Source organism: Mycobacterium sp. NGS58 (assembly GCF_059812385.1).
Map to the genome: position 1 here is coordinate 126,693 of NZ_JCALCO010000009.1, position 14,822 is coordinate 141,514.

A 14,822-nucleotide genomic window follows, 5' to 3' on the forward strand; every position below is an offset into this window, starting at 1 on the left:
GCCAATAGAGCCATTCGGCCTCCGGCTTGGGGACGGCAGACATACATTGCGGGCATCGCGGAGTCAACCGCAGATCAACTATTACCATACCCGGGGGGGTATCAGTCAAGCCACGATACATACCCCTCCGGGTATGGTATGAAGGAGTCATGGCAAACGAAGTACGCGGCGGTGTGCCGATTAACGGCATCGCCGGGCATAACCAAGGTGACATCGATGCGGTCCTCGCCCGGTTACGTCGGGCACAGGGTCAGCTCGGGGGTGTCATCTCGATGATCGAGCAGGGACGCAGCTGCAAAGACGTTGTCACCCAGCTGGCAGCGGTATCGAGGGCCCTGGATCGTGCGGGATTCAAGATCATCGCCTCCGGCCTGCGGGACTGCATCACGTCATCAGAAGACGGGCCGGCCGGTGCGCCACCGCTGTCGATGGATGAGCTGGAAAGGCTGTTCCTGAGCCTGGCCTGACCGCCCGGCTGCGATGAGAAGAGGAAAGGTAGATGTCTCCCATCCAACGCGATCAGACCGAAGCGAAGGTGACGTTGTGGCTGGACCCGGTGTGTCCGTTCTCATGGAACACCGCACAGTGGCTGCACGCCGTCGCCGAGCGGACGGGAATGGCCATCGACTGGCGACTGATGAGCCTGGCGGTCCTCAACGAGGGACGGGAACTCCCGCCCCCGCAGCAGGCCCGGATGCGTGACTCGCAACAAATCGGCCGACTGATGGCCGCCATCGCCCGCGACGGGGGCGCCGACGGATGGACCGCCGCCTATTTCGCCTTCGGCGAGCGATATTTCGACCATTCCGAGCCCGTCGATGCCAAACTCATCGCGCACGTCTTGATGGCGGTGGGGGTCAGCCACGGCGCAGCAGCCGCGGTCTCGGATGAATCGTTGGACGCGTCGATCCGGCATCAGCATCAGGCTGCGCAGGACGCGCTGGGTGAGACCGGCGGCAGCCCGATTCTGCGGATCGGCGAACACACGTTTTTCGGGCCGGTCCTGACCGGTGTACCGCCCGAGGAGGACGCCGCCGCACTGTTCGACGCGGTCGCCACCCTGGCTGCAACCCCGCAGTTCACCCAGTTGCAACGGCCGCGCACCGCGGCCTAGCCCTTCGGGCGATTCCGGGTTAGTTCAACGCTGAAATGAGGAGAAACACATGACATCAGGATTGACCACCACACTTCACACCTCGTTCGAGGACGCGGTCGACCGGACGACAAAGGCGCTGGCGGAGCAGGGTTTTGGCGTGCTGACCACGATCGATGTGAAAGCCACGCTGAAGCAGAAGCTCGGGGAGGATATGGAGAACTATCTCATCCTGGGTGCCTGCAACCCGGTGCTGGCGCATCGCGCGTTAGGCGTCCACCGTCAGATCGGACAGTTACTGCCGTGCAACGTGGTGGTACGGTCCGACCCGGCCGGCGAGAGCGATGCGATTCTCGTCGAGGCAATGGATCCCCAACTCATGGTCAAGGTGACCGGTGAGCCCGGGGCTTTGCAGGATGTCGCGGATCAGGCCACCGCCAAGCTGCAAGCGGCGATCGGCGCGCTTGGATAGTGCATCGCGAGCTGCGGTGCCACCGCAAAGATGTTGACTCGTCGATGCTTTCGACGCACCCATTCTGGCTTACTTCGGTGAGGAGCCGCCCAGCGGCAAACCGACGTGCACCACGATGTACCGTGCGGCGGCGTCAGCCTTGCTGGCTGCGGGCTTCGGCGCCCGACTCACCTGCGTCGAACGAGTCATCCGAACCGGCAGCGCCGACGTAAGAGCCGTCTTCCTCGCCGGCGGCGGCGCGGGACTGAGTCTGGTGCGTCTCAGCGTCCACGTCTTCTTCGGCTTTGTGACCCTTGTTCTCAGACATGCTTTCCTTCCGCGGCGGCTATCCAAGCTTTGTGCGGAATTCCCCGCACAATCGTCGCCAAACTCGGTTGCCCTCGCCAATCACGGCTCCGGCCAAGGCAGGTCGATCGGGTCATGCCTCCTGAAGGGCGTCGCCGAAATTCGCGACTAGGCGGCTGTGTTCCTGCTCGGTCAGCGCGTGGGCGGCTACGAGCATCAGTGTCATGGGCCATTCGAGGATCTGCAGCGCCGCCAGGCCGGCCAATCCGCCGTAGAACGCGACGTGGCTGGCACGTGGTATGCGTACGTGTCCGATCATCGGAAGTCGTAGGTCCAGGCTGCCGGCTCCACGAATCCGCTCCGACGGCCGCGGCCGCGCCGTCGCGGTCTTCGGGACCTTTTGTTCCGCCATGCCGTTCCTCCTGTGCGGCTCGCGTCTATTCATCCCGGGCTTCCCATCGTGATGGCGGTGAAACAAGGATTACCGGGTCAAGAACTCGAGCAGGGCCGCGTCGACTCATCGGGCGTATGGCCGGGGCATGCAAGCACGGCGCTATTGTTAGCAGCCGAAACCAAGGAGAACACCGTATGCGCACCTTCGAATCAGTCACCGAACTCGCCGGCGCCGCCGGCGAAACCCTCGGGCACAGCGACTGGGTCACCATCACCCAGGAAGACGTCAATTTGTTCGCCGATGCGACGGGCGATCACCAGTGGATCCACGTCGACCCGGAGCGGGCCGCGTCAGGTCCGTTCGGCAAGACGATCGCGCACGGTTTCATGACCTTGGCGCTGCTGCCGCAACTGCAGCACCAGATCTACACCGTCAACGGCATCAAGCTCGCAATCAACTACGGCCTCAACAAGGTTCGCTTCCCCGCCCCGGTGCCGGTCGGCTCTCGGGTGCGCGCCCAGAGTTCGTTGGTCAGCGTCGACGACGTGGGCAACGGCGCCGTGCAGGCGACGATCTCGACCACCGTCGAGATCGAGGGTTCGGCCAAGCCGGCCTGTGTGGCCGAAAGCGTCGTTCGTTTCGTCGCCTGACCTCGTGCCTTCAAAACTCGGCGACCGCGTGTTCCAGGCGGTCGGCCAGTCGCGCCTGCGCTTCGGCGCGCCGGGTCGGTATATGGGCTGAGGGGAAGGGCGTTGTCACCGGCTCATAATCACGCAGGGTGCGGCGGGCGACCGTCATCTTGTGCAGCTCGGTGGCGCCGTCGGCGATGCCCAGCGATTCGGCGGCCACCAGCATCTTGACGAACGGCATCTCGTCGGAGACGCCGAGCGCGCCGTGCAGGTGCAGCGCTCGCTGGGCGACGTCATGCAACACCTGGGGCATGGCCACTTTCACCGCCGCGATGTCGCGGCGCACCTTCTGATAGTCGTGGTGCTTGTCGATCAGCCATGCGGTGCGCAGCACCAGCAACCTGAATTGCTCGATCTGGATCCAGCTGTCGGCGATCTTCTCCTGGGTCATCTGGAAGTCGGACAGGTGGCCGTGCCTGGTCTTGCGTGACACGGCGCGTTCGCACATCATGTCGAAAGCCTTGCGCGCCAATGCGATCGTGCGCATCGCGTGGTGAATGCGCCCGCCGCCGAGGCGGGTCTGCGCGATCATGAACGCCGCACCCTCACCGCCGAGCACGTGATCGGCCGGCACCCGGACGTCGTTGTAACGGACGTACCCATGCGAGCCGTGCTTCGACTCACCGCCCACCCCCACGTTGCGGATGATCTCGATCCCTGGCGTCTCGCCCGGGACGATGAAGAGCGACATCTTGTCGTACGTGCGCGCGTCGGGCTTGGTCACCGCCATGACGATGAAGAACGACGCGTGCCTGGCGTTGCTCGAGAACCACTTCTCTCCGTTGATGACCCAGTCGTCGCCGTCGCGGGTCGCGCTCGTCACGAACATCCCCGGATCCGAACCGCCCTGTGGTTCGGTCATCGAATAGCACGATGTGATCTCGCCATCCAGCAACGGCTGCAGATAGCGGGCCTTCTGCTCGTCGGTGCCGAACATCGCGAGGATCTCGGCGTTGCCGGAGTCCGGCGCCTGGCAGCCGAATACCGAAGGCGCCCAACGGGAGCGCCCGAGGATCTCGTTGAGCAGTGCGAGCTTGACCTGTCCGAAGCCCTGGCCGCCGAGCTCGGGGCGCAGGTGCGCGGCCCACAGACCCTGGTCCTTCACCTGCTGCTGCAACGGCCGCAGGATGGCCATCATCTCGGGGTTCTTTTTGTCGTACGGATCAAGAGCGACCAGGTCGAGCGGTTCCAGCTCTTCGGCCATGAATTTTTCGACCCAGTCCAGCTTTGCCTGGTATTCGGGGTCTGTTTCGAAGTCCCACATTCGCGGCCAACCAATCCCCGGCGCAACGCCGCGCCGGACTCGTTGAGGAAGCCATCCCATCCTAGAGCGGGGTGGCCATCTCGTCTCCGGCAAGGACCTATTGGCGCTCGCCGCGGGTCTCGATGATGCGTTGGGCGATGTCGACCAGCTTCATCTGGTTCTCCTGCGAGAGTATCCGCAGTAAGTCGAAGGCCCGCACGTCGTCCACGCCAAAGCGTTCCATGATGATGCCCTTGGCCTGACCGATGCGGTCTCGGGTCGACACCGCCGAATACAGTTGCTCCGCATGGCTTCCGGCCAGGATCGCTGCGGCGGCGTGCGCGGCGAACACCGCTCCGATGGTCTCGGTTTCGGTGTCCCACACATTGGCTTGATGGCCGAACAGATTCAGCGCCCCGGCGGTGCGGTCCGCGGTGTACAGCTTGAAGGACATGCTGCTGAGCACACCCAGCTGCACCGCCGCGGGCGCGTACTTGGGCCAGCGCGGCTCGCTGCGCAGGTCGTCGCTGCGCACGATCGTTTCCTGTAGCGCGGCCTCGGCACACGGTCCCTCACCGAAGTCGTGCTGCAGCTTGTCGAGCTGCGCGGCCAGGCTGTCGGTGTCGGCCAGCGACTCGAACTCGCCGCCCTTTCGCACCAGCAGCACGCCTGCGACGTCCGCCCCGGGTATCACCTCCACTGCCATGGCGGTCACCTCGGCCAGCACCTGGTCGAGGCGGCGCGGCGCGGCCAACCCGCGGGCGAGCTCGGCCATGCGCACGGCCAGCTTGTGGTGGAATCCCTGGTCCGAAACGTCCATAGGACCCCGATTCTGCATGATCGGCCCACTGCTCGTAACCCGCGAGGTCCGTTCAGTGCAATTTCGGTAAGACGTTGGCGCGGTAGAAGTCGATGGCGGCAATTGGATCGTCCTGGGGAAAGTGCAGGAACGGGATGGCGCCGGCGTCTAGAACGCGCTGTACGGCGTCGATGTGCGGAGCCGCCTCGGTGCCGACGGTCCAGCCGGCCAACACCTTGTCGAGGGAATTGGACTCGGCCGCGCGCTGAATCTCGACGGGACTGGGCTGATCGACGGCCCCGGCCGTGAAACGCCAGAGCGTGGCGGCCCGGTTCGCCTCGGCGTTGTCGCCGACGACTGCGAACAGTTCGGCGCGTTTGCCTAGCGTGCCCGCGTCTCGGCCGGCGTCCCGTGCACCGGCAGTAAAGGCCGCCAACAGTTTTTGATTCGTGACGTCGTGTGCCTGGGTGATCCAGCCGTCCCCGCGTTCTCCGGCCAGCCGCGCGCTCTTCGGGCCGGCGGCGGCGACGAAAATCGGCGGGGGAGTGGGCGGGACGTCGTAGAGCCTTAGCGAGTTGGTCTGAAAATAACGGCCGGAGAATGAAATTCGCGACCCGCTCCACAGTTGACGGATGAGGTCGATCGCCTCGGCCAGCCGGTCGTGGCGCTCGGTGTAGTTGCCGTAGGTGTCGGTGGTGGCCTGCTCGTTGAGGCGCTCGCCGGTGCCCACTCCCAGAAATACCCTGCCCGGGTTGAGGATCGCCAGGGAGGCGAAGGCCTGGGCGACCGTGGCGGGGTGGTAGCGGTAGGTCGGACAGGTCACCCCGGTGCCGAACGAAACGTGGCTGGTACCGCTGCCGACCAGCGCAAGTGTCAGCCAGGGAAACATCGCGTGGCCCTCGTTGTCCTGCCAGGGCTGGATGTGGTCACTGGCCCACACGTACTGAAACCCGGCCCGTTCGGCCGCCTGAGCCTGTGCTACCAGCCGATCGGTGCGGAACTGTTCGTGGGAGAGAACGAAGCCCACGCCCTTGCCCGGGGGCGGTGGACCGCTGGACTTGCCGTGGTCGCCAGCCGGTTTCGCGCATCCGTGGGTCAGCCCGACGGGTCCGAGCATGCCCGCGCCGGCTGCCAGGCGCCCGAACGCTCGCCGCGTGATGCCGGTCACCGGATCGGCATACCCGTCCCGCCGGGACTCACACGCACTAGCCTGATGCCGATGACCCCGCAGGTCCGACCGGCGGTTAAGGCCGATGTCCGCGAGCTTTCGCGCACGCTGGCGCGCGCGTTCTACGACGACCCGGTGATGATCTGGCTGATTCCCGATCAGGACAAGCGGACCGGGCAGCTCTCCCGATTGTTCGCGACGATGACGCGCCACCATCACCTGGCACGCGGGGGCGTGGAGGTGGCCCGCACGGACGCGGGCATCGGCGCGGCGGCGCTGTGGGATCCGCCCAACCAGTGGCGGGAGACAACCGGTGGGCAGCTGGCGATGACGCCGACCTTCATCCGGGTGTTCGGCCTGCGTTCGATGCGCGGACGCGCGATACAGGAATTGATGAAGAGCCTGCACCCCGAGGAACCGCACTGGTATCTGGCTGTGATCGGCAGTGATCCGGCGGTCCGCGGCACGGGATTCGGTCAGGCGTTGATGAGGTCGCGGCTGGACCGCTGCGACGCGGAATACTGCCCTGCCTATCTCGAGTCGAGCAAGCCCGAAAACGTGCCCTATTACGAGCGATTCGGCTTCAGGGTCACGCGGGAGATCGTGCTGCCGGACGGTGGCCCGAGCCTATGGGCCATGTGGCGCCCGCCGCGGTAACGGCTACTAAACGGCCCCTCGCCCGCGTTTAACGTCCCGAAAGCGCGGGCAACCGTTTTGGCATGAGCGATAACTCCGGAGCCGACGAACAAGTGCATCCCGCCGACTTCCCCGAGGAGGGCGGCCCGGGCGACACCTTGAACCCGAGCGAGGGCACCGACTCCGACGAATTGCGCAATGACGACGGCGACATCGTCGTCGATCCCCCCGAAAGCTGGAGCGAAGCCAACAAGTTCGGCATGACGGCCAGGGAAGAACGCGAGGGCGAGTCGCTCGATGCCCGGCTGGCGGCCGAGGAGCCCGACGTCCCCGACGCCATCGAGCCGGTCGACGACCAACCCCGGCGCGCTCACCGGGGCCAGATCGACGGCACTCCGGAGGACGGCGACTCGCTGTACGACGTCGTCGACGAGTAAGTCAGTGCTCGGCTGTTTACTGCAACCGATGCCGTCAGGGCGTGCTTCGCCAACCGGCGATGCCCGTCGCGATCATCCTCAACTGCTTGACGGCAAGCCGGCGGATGTCCTCGATCGCCTCAGTGCTCTGCGAATCCTCGATGGCCTCGGCGATCACGATCATGGCGTTGACGAACAGGGTGGCCAGCACATTGAGATCCTCGGTGGTCCACTTGTTCAGCCCGGGGAATCGCGCCAGGTCGGTGGCCAGTTCGGACGTGATCAGCCGAATTTCGGTGCGGATGGCGTACCGCAGCACCGACAGGCCGCTGTTGCGTTCCCGGCCGATGAGCCGCCAGTGTTCGCGCCTGTCGGCGACGCTGGCGACCAGGATTTCGACGGAGGACTCGATCACCCGGTTAGGGTCGAGCTTGCCGGCGCGCGCATCGCGGAGGGTGTCGCGCAGGCTGCGGAACGATTCGTCGATCAGGACCAGGCCCAGGGCCTCCATCGATTCGAAATGCCGGTAGAACGCCGCCGGGACGATCCCGACCTCGCGGGTCACCTCGCGCAGACTCAGGCTGGAAAAGCTGCGGTCCTGCAACAGCTTGAGGGCCGCGGCGATGATGGCCCGACGAGTCGCCTCCTTGCGCTCCTCCCGCGACTGGCTTTCGCGCGAGCGCTCGCGCCCAGAGCCGCGCCCGCGTGAGCTAGGAGTACGGCTGTTCACTGTGTGAACCCTACCACAGCCAGGCATTAAACCCTTGACTCTCCCGCAGTCGCGACTGCACGGTGTACATATGTTCACTCAAACCGCTCAAGCTTCTGGCCGAGTCCTCGCGCGGACCCTTCGGCAGCGCGTGTTGGGTTCGGAGTTCTTAGACCTGCTGACCGGTCCGCATGGCGTCGACCGTTACACCGAGTTGGTGGCGCCGACCTGGACCCGGGGCGAAGCCCGCGCAAAGGTGACCGACGCGCGCCGCACCACGCCACGCAGCGTCACCCTCACCCTGACCCCCAACGACACCTTCCTGGCCACCCACACCCTCAAAGCCGGTCAGTACGTCAACCTCTCCGTCGAGATCGACGGCCGCCGGCACACCCGCTGCTATTCGCCCGCCAACGCCGAAGGCGCGACCACCCTCGAATTGACCGTCGGCCGGCACGAGGGCGGCCTGGTCTCGAACTACCTGTACGAACACGCCCACCGCGGCATGGTGGTCGGTCTGACCGGCACCGGCGGCGACTTCACGTTGCCGGCGCCGGGAGCGCAACGCCCGCAGCGAATCCTCTTCGTCTCCGGTGGAAGCGGCATTACTCCCGTGATGTCGATGCTGCGGACGCTGGTCGCCAACGGGCATGCCGGCGAAATCGCCTTCGTTCACTACGCCCGTACGCCGGCCGAGGCCTGCTACCGCGATGAGCTGGACTCGATGCCCGCCGTGCGGGTGCTGCACGGTTACACGCGATCCGACGGAGGCGACCTCGTCGGACGTTTCGGCGCGGAGCACTTGTCCGCTGCGATGCCGTCACCTGATGCGGTATTCGTCTGCGGCCCGGCCGCTTTGGTCGAGGCCGTCCAATCGCACTGCGACAACGTCTACACCGAAAGCTTCGTGCCGCCTGCCTTGGATGTGCCGGCGAACCCATCGGGCGGGCGAGTCACGTTCTCCGACAGCCGCGTTGACGTCGTCGACGACGGGCGGTCGCTGTTGGAGCAGGCCGAATCGGCGGGCCTGTCTCCCGAGAGTGGATGCCGGATGGGCATCTGCCACACCTGCACGCGCCGCAAAACGACCGGCACCGTGCGCAACCTGGTCACCGGCGCGGTCTCGACCGCTCCCGATGAGGACGTGCAGATCTGCGTGTCCGTTCCGGTCGGTGACGTGGACCTATCGCTGTAGAAATGGCCATCACAGATCATAAATCGCTTGGAGGACAAGCAATGTCGAATGACAAGATCACCCTGACCCGCGAACAGGCCGACGCATTCGGCCGTGAACTCGACGCCATCAAGGAACGCGTGATGGCGGAACTCGGCGAACAGGACGCCGACTACATCCGCCGCGTCATCAAGGCGCAGCGCGCGCTGGAAGTCGGGGGCCGGGCGCTGCTGTTCGCCGGATTCCTGCCGCCGGCATGGCTGGCGGGCACCACGATGCTGGGCCTGTCGAAGATTCTGGACAACATGGAAATCGGCCACAACATCATGCATGGCCAATACGACTGGATGCGTGACCCGGCGATCTCCGGTCGCACCTTCGAGTGGGACACAGCATGTCCCGCCGATCAATGGCGGCACTCGCATAACTACATGCACCACACCCACACCAACATCGTGGGGATGGACCGCGACATCGGCTACGGAATTCTGCGGATGAGCGAAGATCAGCCTTGGCAGCCGTACTTCATCGGCAACCCGATCTACGCGTTTCTGCTGATGGTGTTGTTCCAGTACGGCGTCGCCCTGCACGAGCTGGAAACCGAGCGCATTCGCTCCGGTGAGATCCGGCTCGAGGACAAGCGCGAGGTCCTTCGGGCCATCTGGAAGAAGACCCGTCGGCAGACCCTCAAGGACTACGTGGCCTTCCCGCTGCTGGCCGGGCCCTTCGCGCCATTTGTCTTCACCGGCAATCTGACGGCCAACCTGATGCGCAACGTGTGGTCGTACATGATCATCTTCTGTGGCCACTTCCCGGACGGGACACAGGAATTCACCGTCGAGGAGACCAAGGACGAATCACGCGGCATGTGGTATTTCCGCCAGATCCTCGGCTCGGCAAACCTGACCGGCGGCAAGATCTTTCACCTGCTGTCCGGCAACCTGTCGCACCAGATCGAGCACCACCTGTTCCCCGACATGCCGGCCCGCCGCTACTCGGACATCGCGCCCGAGGTGCAGGAGATCTGCGAACGCTACGGCATCCCGTACAACCGCGGTCCGTTGCTGCGCCAGTTCGGCACCGTCGTCCGCAAGATCGTCCGGCTGACCTTCCCCGACTCGTGGGTGCAGAAAGCCGGCGCCGAGAAGTCGCCCCAGCGCGAGCCGGTCGCCGCGTAAATCCACGCGGTGCGGGCATTGCCTCCCGCCGGGACAGGGGCACAATGAGGTCCGTGGAATGGACCGGCGCGCGCTATGCGGACACCCCGACAGTGGAAGCTTCTACGTGGATCGACGCCGACCCTGCCCGGGTCTGGGGCCTGGTCTCCGACATCGCGCTGATGCCGGCGTTCAGCAACGAACTGAAGGCCGTGGAATGGGCCGAGGGATCGCAGGGCCCGCGGGTCGGCGCCCGGTTCATCGGCCACAACGAGCATGACGCGTTTGGGCAGTGGCAAAGCACCTCGCACATCGTCGCCTGCGACCAACCGCACGAATTCGCCTGGGCGGTCGGCGAACCCGACGACCCCGCGGCTATGTGGCGATTCCGGCTGGCGCCCCGCGACGGCGGCACTATCCTGACCTACTGGATGCAGATGGGGCCAGGACGCTCGGGCCTGTCGGTGGCCATCGAGTCGATGCCCGACAAGGAACAAAAGATTGTGTTCGTGCGGTTGCGCGAATTCGAGGGCGCGATCGAAAAAACCCTGGCGGCCATCAAACGGTTGGCCGAACGCGGAGTGCATTGATGCGGACGGCCACGACGGTCGAGCTGTCCGGTTCCGGCAGCGAGCTCGCCGAAACCAGGGCGTTGGTCGTCGAGGCGGAGAAGCTTGGCCTGGATGTCTGCTGGGTGGCCGAGGCGTGGGGCGCGGACGCGCCGTCGGCGCTGGGCTACCTGGCGGCGCGCACCGAGCGGATGCTGCTGGGTTCCGGCGTGCTTCAGGTCGGCACGCGGTCACCAGTCATGCTCGCCCAGACCGCCATCACGCTGTCCAATCTGTCGGACGGGCGGTTTCTGCTCGGTCTGGGCGCCTCGGGGCCCCAGGTGATCGAGGGTCTGCACGGTGTCTCGTTCAGCCGACCGCTGGCACGCATGTCCGAAACGATCGACATCGTGCGGCAGGTATTCGCCGGCGGGAAGATCTCCTACGCCGGAGAGGCTTTCGAAATTCCGCGGCCCGGCGGTGAGGCGGTGCCGATGCGCTTGTCGAACCGCGCCGAGCACGCCATCCCGGTGTACCTGGCCGCCCTGTCACCGGCGATGCTGCGATTGACCGGACGCGTCGCCGACGGCTGGCTGGGCACCAGCTTCGTTCCCGAGGGCGCCGGCGGCGCCTACTTCTCCCACCTCGACGAGGGGCTGGCGGCCGCGAACCGCACTCGCGCGGATATCGACATCTGCCAGGGCGCCGAAGTCGCTTTCGCCGCAGACGAAGACGAGTTGCGCGGCATGGTCGCGGGCCGCAAAAAAGAGCTGGCCTTCAGCCTCGGCGGCATGGGATCGTCGAGCACGAATTTCTACAACCGGGCCTATAGCCGGCAGGGTTGGGCAGACGTTGCCGCGGAGGTGCGGCAGCGCTGGCAGCGCGGCGACCGGGACGGCGCGGCCACCTTGGTGACCGACGAGATGGTCCTGGCCACCACGCTGATCGGGACCGAGCGGATGGTCTCGGCGCGGTTTGCGGTTTGGCGCGACGCCGGCGTGAACACCGTGCGGCTGTATCCCGCGGGCGACACCCTGGACGCCAAGTTGGAGACGTTGGGCCGGGCGATCGAGCTGGTCCGAGAGCTCGGCTGAGTCAGCTCACCGTGGTGGGGGCGTCGGCCGCCTTGACGAGTTTCACCTCGGGCCGCGGCGGTACGCCGTCGGCGAGGAACCACCGAAAAGCCAGGTTGCCGCGCGGGTAGCCCAGCGTGGTAAGCGAATTCGGGTGTGTCGTCTTGCCGTTGGACAAGACGACCGTCACGGAGCCGTCGCCGTTGACGACGGCGCTGTGGCCGTTGAGGGAACACCGGGCATCCTGCGCGCCGAAGGTTGCCATGAACTGGTTCCACACCACCAGGTTCCAGAACCTGCATGACGGGGGCCGGTGCGTGATGACCAGCGCCTCGTCCTCGTCGAGCACGAAACTGCCGTAGGAGTAGCAGGCGTCGCGCGCCGACCAGCCGAAGTTGGCGTCGGGCACCTGATAGGGATCGGCGAAAGCGTTGGCGGCATGGGCGGTTTCGTGCCCCAGCCCGTGCTGGTCGTCGACTCGGTTGCCCACCGCCAACGGCACGATGGCGAACATGGTCCGCAACCAGGTCGCGGCGGCGCGCAGGCTCGCCGCGGTCTCGGCGTCGCCGTGCCGGATCGGGTCGGGCTCGTCGAGTGCCTCGATGTGCCACGTCACCGGACGGCCGGTCAGGGGATCGGCCTGATAGTCGCGGGTCATGAGGACGGCCGCGTCGGGCGTGGCGGGAAAGTCAAAGCTGAAGTTGCCCTCGGCGTCGATGTCGAGATCGGTGTCGCGGACGATCGCGACGACCCGATCCGACCAGGCGCCCGGTGTCGGCTCGTTGTAGGCCGTCACCGAAAAGTACACGCTGTCACCCTTATTCCCGCTGATGCGGTACCGGCGGGCGGGATCGACCGGGCAGATGAAGTAGTAGGCGTCGGTGTTGTCCCCGCCCCAGCGGCGGTCGCGGCGAAACGGAGTGTTCACCGCGACGAACTGCGGCCGGCCCGGTTCGGGGAACAGATAGCTGTCCAGGGCGACGCCCAGGGTGGCGGCGAGCATGCGGTAGCCGTCGGCGACGTGCCGGTCGTCGCTGACGGCACGATCACCCTCGAGAAACGAGTGACCCAGTTCGCCAAGCGTTTTCAGCAGTTCCTGCCACGCGTCCGTCGACTGGTGCGTCATGCGCTGATTCCTTTCAGGAGCAACCTGGTGGTGCGATCGACCCACGCATCGTCGAGTTCGGCGGCGCGGGTGAGCAGGGCGACCAGCGTGATGCCGGCGATGGTCTCGGCCAGTTCGGCGGCGGTCACGTCCGGCCGCACCTCGCGGCGCGCCGCGGCGTGCGCCAGCCAGTCGGCGAGGCCACCGCCGATGACGCCGGCGAACCGCTCCAGCAGTGCCGCATGCAGCGCCGGATCCGCGGCCATCTCACCGATCAGACCTGGTAGCGCCGCCCTGGCGGCCGGCGTGTTGAGGAAAGCCGTAGTGCGGCGGACCATTTCGCGCAGACCATCGGGAGCCGGCCCGCGCTCGGGAATGGCGGTGCCGGCGCCGAGCGGGAACACCGCCTCGTGGACCAGGTGTGCCTTGCTGGGCCAGCGGCGATAAATGGCGGGCTTGCTGGTGCCCGCGCGTTCGGCGATGGCGGAGACCAACAGACCCTGGTAACCGGTTTCGGCCAGCAGTTCGACCGTCGCGCTGAGCACCGCGGCGTCGATCCGGGGATCACGGGGTCGACCAAAATCTACTACCATTACGAAACTCAGAGTAACATAAGTCGCCGTGAACGTCCGCCTTGATGACCTCGCCTCCCCCCGGTTCAGCGTCGAGGGCCAACAGATTCTGGACATGATGGCCACGATGGCGCCGGAGTGCCCGTTGGATGCCGGCGCGCTGCACACCAGGGCCAGCGCCGACACCGGGCTGCACGATTTCGGGCCGGACGATTATCGGGAGCGCCTCGAGGTCTACCTCGCCGCGCTGCGCGAGATCGATGGCCTGCACGACGCCGGGGTGGTGAATTTTTATGGTCAGCTGCTGCAAGTGCTCAAGAACCGGTTGTTGTTGACCGACCTGCTGGGCCGCCATCCCGAGATCAACGACATCGAACTGCGCTCGCCCGTCGTCATTGCCGGGCTGCCCCGCACCGGCACCACCCACCTGCACAACATGCTGGCCGCGCCGCCCACCTTTCGCACCATGCCGTACTGGGAAAGCAACGAGCCGTTCCCGATGCCGAATGAGGTTGGCGTCGAGCCGGATCCGCGGCGAACCCGGATGGATGTCGCCGTCGGCGTGATCAACATGGTGATGCCGCATTTCGCGCTCATGCACGAAATGACCACCGACCATGTCCACGAAGAGATCCAGTTGTTGGCCAATGACGTGTCCACGATGTTGCTGGAGACGCTCGCCGACGTGCCCCGCTGGCGTGATTACTACCAGGCTCACGACCAGACGCCGCACTACGAATACCTGGCCACCCAACTCCGGGCGATGCAGCATCTGCGCGGCGGGCGGCGCTGGCTACTGAAGTCGCCCCAGCATCTCGAGCAGGTGCCCGTCCTGGATCGGGTATTTCCCGATAGCATCGTGGTGTTCACCCACCGTGATCCCGTACCGGTGGCGCTGTCGATGATCGCGATGATCACCTACTCCGCCCGCATGCATCGCTCGCCGGTGCCGGTGGAGCAGATTGCCAACTCCTGGATCGACCGCCTCGATCAGATGCTCACCGCGCTGATCCGCGACCGCGACACCATCGGGCCTGACCGCTCGATCGACGTCCGTTTCGACGACTTCATGGGCGACGAACTCGGTGTGGCGCAGCGGGTATACGCCCTGGCCGGCGAACCATTCACCGACGAGGCACGCGCGGCCGTCGGCGACTACCTCGCGGGCCACCGGCGCGGGCGACTGGGCAATGTCGAAACGTCCTACGAGATGTTCGGGCTGAGCGAGGGCGACCTGCGCGAGCGCTTCGCGCCGTATGTCGCGCGATTTCTGGCCTAAGCGTTTCCGA

The 14,822-nt window shown here is 65.9% G+C and carries 19 protein-coding genes; 11 read left to right on the forward strand and 8 right to left on the reverse strand.

Annotated elements, in window-relative coordinates:
* The first annotated feature begins 149 nt into the window (after positions 1-149).
* Genes AC5Y4H_RS11220 through AC5Y4H_RS11230 form a run of 3 tightly spaced genes read left to right on the forward strand, consistent with a single transcriptional unit; the run spans position 150 to position 1,565 of the window.
* On the forward strand, positions 150-467 hold the full coding sequence (locus AC5Y4H_RS11220; protein ID WP_499981450.1) for a metal-sensitive transcriptional regulator: 318 nt from the start codon (positions 150-152) through the stop codon (positions 465-467).
* A 32-nt stretch (positions 468-499) separates the two neighbouring features.
* On the forward strand, positions 500-1,114 hold the full coding sequence (locus AC5Y4H_RS11225) for a mycothiol-dependent nitroreductase Rv2466c family protein (RefSeq protein ID WP_499981451.1): 615 nt from the start codon (positions 500-502) through the stop codon (positions 1,112-1,114).
* Positions 1,115-1,163: 49 nt separating this feature from the next.
* Positions 1,164-1,565 (forward strand): DUF302 domain-containing protein, encoded by a 402-nt coding sequence (locus AC5Y4H_RS11230; RefSeq protein WP_499981453.1) that lies wholly within the window; start codon positions 1,164-1,166, stop codon positions 1,563-1,565.
* Between the two features lie 133 nt (positions 1,566-1,698).
* On the opposite strand, the gene AC5Y4H_RS11235 is transcribed toward AC5Y4H_RS11230, so the two are convergent.
* Positions 1,699-1,872, reverse strand: a complete 174-nt coding sequence (locus AC5Y4H_RS11235) for a hypothetical protein (RefSeq protein WP_499981455.1) — start codon at positions 1,870-1,872, stop codon at positions 1,699-1,701.
* A gap of 111 nt (positions 1,873-1,983) precedes the next feature.
* Positions 1,984-2,262 carry a hypothetical protein gene (locus tag AC5Y4H_RS11240; RefSeq protein ID WP_499981458.1) on the reverse strand — a complete coding sequence of 93 codons (279 nt, stop codon included), beginning with the start codon at positions 2,260-2,262 and terminating at the stop codon, positions 1,984-1,986.
* A 176-nt stretch (positions 2,263-2,438) separates the two neighbouring features.
* On the opposite strand from AC5Y4H_RS11240, the gene AC5Y4H_RS11245 reads away from it, so the two are divergent.
* The gene (locus AC5Y4H_RS11245; protein WP_499981461.1) at positions 2,439-2,894 is read left to right on the forward strand and encodes a MaoC family dehydratase; all 456 of its coding nucleotides are present in this window, start codon (positions 2,439-2,441) and stop codon (positions 2,892-2,894) included.
* A 10-nt stretch (positions 2,895-2,904) separates the two neighbouring features.
* Here AC5Y4H_RS11245 and AC5Y4H_RS11250 read toward each other — a convergent pair whose 3' ends face one another.
* The 3 genes from AC5Y4H_RS11250 to AC5Y4H_RS11260 form a co-directional block, all read right to left on the reverse strand.
* Positions 2,905-4,197: an acyl-CoA dehydrogenase family protein gene (locus tag AC5Y4H_RS11250; protein ID WP_499981463.1), complete on the reverse strand. Its 1,293-nt coding sequence runs from the start codon at positions 4,195-4,197 to the stop codon at positions 2,905-2,907.
* 97 nt (positions 4,198-4,294) lie between these two features.
* Complete coding sequence (locus tag AC5Y4H_RS11255) at positions 4,295-4,996, reverse strand: ANTAR domain-containing protein (RefSeq protein WP_499981464.1); 702 nt, start codon at positions 4,994-4,996, stop codon at positions 4,295-4,297.
* Positions 4,997-5,048: 52 nt separating this feature from the next.
* On the reverse strand, positions 5,049-6,143 hold the full coding sequence (locus AC5Y4H_RS11260; RefSeq protein ID WP_499981465.1) for a F420-dependent hydroxymycolic acid dehydrogenase: 1,095 nt from the start codon (positions 6,141-6,143) through the stop codon (positions 5,049-5,051).
* Between the two features lie 51 nt (positions 6,144-6,194).
* Between AC5Y4H_RS11260 and AC5Y4H_RS11265 the strand changes: the two genes are divergently transcribed.
* Positions 6,195-6,800, forward strand: coding sequence for a GNAT family N-acetyltransferase (locus AC5Y4H_RS11265; protein WP_499981466.1), 606 nt, complete (start codon positions 6,195-6,197; stop codon positions 6,798-6,800).
* A gap of 62 nt (positions 6,801-6,862) precedes the next feature.
* Positions 6,863-7,216, forward strand: a complete 354-nt coding sequence (locus tag AC5Y4H_RS11270) for a hypothetical protein (RefSeq protein ID WP_499981468.1) — start codon at positions 6,863-6,865, stop codon at positions 7,214-7,216.
* 34 nt (positions 7,217-7,250) lie between these two features.
* Here the strand turns inward: AC5Y4H_RS11270 and AC5Y4H_RS11275 are convergent, their stop codons facing one another.
* Positions 7,251-7,952 (reverse strand): TetR family transcriptional regulator, encoded by a 702-nt coding sequence (locus tag AC5Y4H_RS11275; RefSeq protein ID WP_499981469.1) that lies wholly within the window; start codon positions 7,950-7,952, stop codon positions 7,251-7,253.
* 43 nt (positions 7,953-7,995) lie between these two features.
* Here AC5Y4H_RS11275 and AC5Y4H_RS11280 point away from each other — a divergent pair, with 43 nt between their 5' ends.
* The 4 genes from AC5Y4H_RS11280 to AC5Y4H_RS11295 are packed head-to-tail and all read left to right on the forward strand — an operon-like array spanning position 7,996 to position 11,877.
* A complete protein-coding gene (locus tag AC5Y4H_RS11280; RefSeq protein ID WP_499981471.1) occupies positions 7,996-9,099 on the forward strand; it encodes a ferredoxin reductase in 1,104 nt (367 codons plus the stop codon).
* 41 nt (positions 9,100-9,140) lie between these two features.
* Positions 9,141-10,256 carry a fatty acid desaturase family protein gene (locus AC5Y4H_RS11285; RefSeq protein ID WP_499981472.1) on the forward strand — a complete coding sequence of 372 codons (1,116 nt, stop codon included), beginning with the start codon at positions 9,141-9,143 and terminating at the stop codon, positions 10,254-10,256.
* A 44-nt stretch (positions 10,257-10,300) separates the two neighbouring features.
* Positions 10,301-10,825 (forward strand): SRPBCC family protein, encoded by a 525-nt coding sequence (locus tag AC5Y4H_RS11290; RefSeq protein WP_499981474.1) that lies wholly within the window; start codon positions 10,301-10,303, stop codon positions 10,823-10,825.
* Positions 10,825-11,877 carry an LLM class flavin-dependent oxidoreductase gene (locus AC5Y4H_RS11295; RefSeq protein ID WP_499981477.1) on the forward strand — a complete coding sequence of 351 codons (1,053 nt, stop codon included), beginning with the start codon at positions 10,825-10,827 and terminating at the stop codon, positions 11,875-11,877. The genes AC5Y4H_RS11290 and AC5Y4H_RS11295 overlap by 1 nt, the downstream gene beginning before the upstream one ends.
* A 1-nt stretch (position 11,878) precedes the next feature.
* Here AC5Y4H_RS11295 and AC5Y4H_RS11300 read toward each other — a convergent pair whose 3' ends face one another.
* On the reverse strand, positions 11,879-12,982 hold the full coding sequence (locus AC5Y4H_RS11300; RefSeq protein WP_499981478.1) for a DUF1214 domain-containing protein: 1,104 nt from the start codon (positions 12,980-12,982) through the stop codon (positions 11,879-11,881).
* On the reverse strand, positions 12,979-13,554 hold the full coding sequence (locus AC5Y4H_RS11305) for a TetR/AcrR family transcriptional regulator (RefSeq protein WP_499981479.1): 576 nt from the start codon (positions 13,552-13,554) through the stop codon (positions 12,979-12,981). Before AC5Y4H_RS11305 ends, AC5Y4H_RS11300 begins: the two co-directional genes overlap by 4 nt.
* Positions 13,555-13,582: 28 nt before the next feature.
* Between AC5Y4H_RS11305 and AC5Y4H_RS11310 the strand changes: the two genes are divergently transcribed.
* On the forward strand, positions 13,583-14,812 hold the full coding sequence (locus AC5Y4H_RS11310) for a sulfotransferase family protein (RefSeq protein WP_499981481.1): 1,230 nt from the start codon (positions 13,583-13,585) through the stop codon (positions 14,810-14,812).
* Positions 14,813-14,822: the final 10 nt, after the last annotated feature.

Coding starts and splice junctions, on each gene's coding strand:
- AC5Y4H_RS11220 (WP_499981450.1), top strand. CDS start 150: ATGGCAAACGAAGTACGCGGCGGTGTGCCGATTAACGGCATCGCCGGG.
- AC5Y4H_RS11225 (WP_499981451.1), top strand. CDS start 500: ATGTCTCCCATCCAACGCGATCAGACCGAAGCGAAGGTGACGTTGTGG.
- AC5Y4H_RS11230 (WP_499981453.1), top strand. CDS start 1,164: ATGACATCAGGATTGACCACCACACTTCACACCTCGTTCGAGGACGCG.
- AC5Y4H_RS11235 (WP_499981455.1), bottom strand. CDS start 1,872: ATGTCTGAGAACAAGGGTCACAAAGCCGAAGAAGACGTGGACGCTGAG.
- AC5Y4H_RS11240 (WP_499981458.1), bottom strand. CDS start 2,262: ATGGCGGAACAAAAGGTCCCGAAGACCGCGACGGCGCGGCCGCGGCCG.
- AC5Y4H_RS11245 (WP_499981461.1), top strand. CDS start 2,439: ATGCGCACCTTCGAATCAGTCACCGAACTCGCCGGCGCCGCCGGCGAA.
- AC5Y4H_RS11250 (WP_499981463.1), bottom strand. CDS start 4,197: ATGTGGGACTTCGAAACAGACCCCGAATACCAGGCAAAGCTGGACTGG.
- AC5Y4H_RS11255 (WP_499981464.1), bottom strand. CDS start 4,996: ATGGACGTTTCGGACCAGGGATTCCACCACAAGCTGGCCGTGCGCATG.
- AC5Y4H_RS11265 (WP_499981466.1), top strand. CDS start 6,195: ATGACCCCGCAGGTCCGACCGGCGGTTAAGGCCGATGTCCGCGAGCTT.
- AC5Y4H_RS11270 (WP_499981468.1), top strand. CDS start 6,863: ATGAGCGATAACTCCGGAGCCGACGAACAAGTGCATCCCGCCGACTTC.
- AC5Y4H_RS11275 (WP_499981469.1), bottom strand. CDS start 7,952: ATGCCTGGCTGTGGTAGGGTTCACACAGTGAACAGCCGTACTCCTAGC.
- AC5Y4H_RS11280 (WP_499981471.1), top strand. CDS start 7,996: ATGTTCACTCAAACCGCTCAAGCTTCTGGCCGAGTCCTCGCGCGGACC.
- AC5Y4H_RS11285 (WP_499981472.1), top strand. CDS start 9,141: ATGTCGAATGACAAGATCACCCTGACCCGCGAACAGGCCGACGCATTC.
- AC5Y4H_RS11290 (WP_499981474.1), top strand. CDS start 10,301: ATGAGGTCCGTGGAATGGACCGGCGCGCGCTATGCGGACACCCCGACA.
- AC5Y4H_RS11295 (WP_499981477.1), top strand. CDS start 10,825: ATGCGGACGGCCACGACGGTCGAGCTGTCCGGTTCCGGCAGCGAGCTC.
- AC5Y4H_RS11300 (WP_499981478.1), bottom strand. CDS start 12,982: ATGACGCACCAGTCGACGGACGCGTGGCAGGAACTGCTGAAAACGCTT.
- AC5Y4H_RS11305 (WP_499981479.1), bottom strand. CDS start 13,554: ATGGTAGTAGATTTTGGTCGACCCCGTGATCCCCGGATCGACGCCGCG.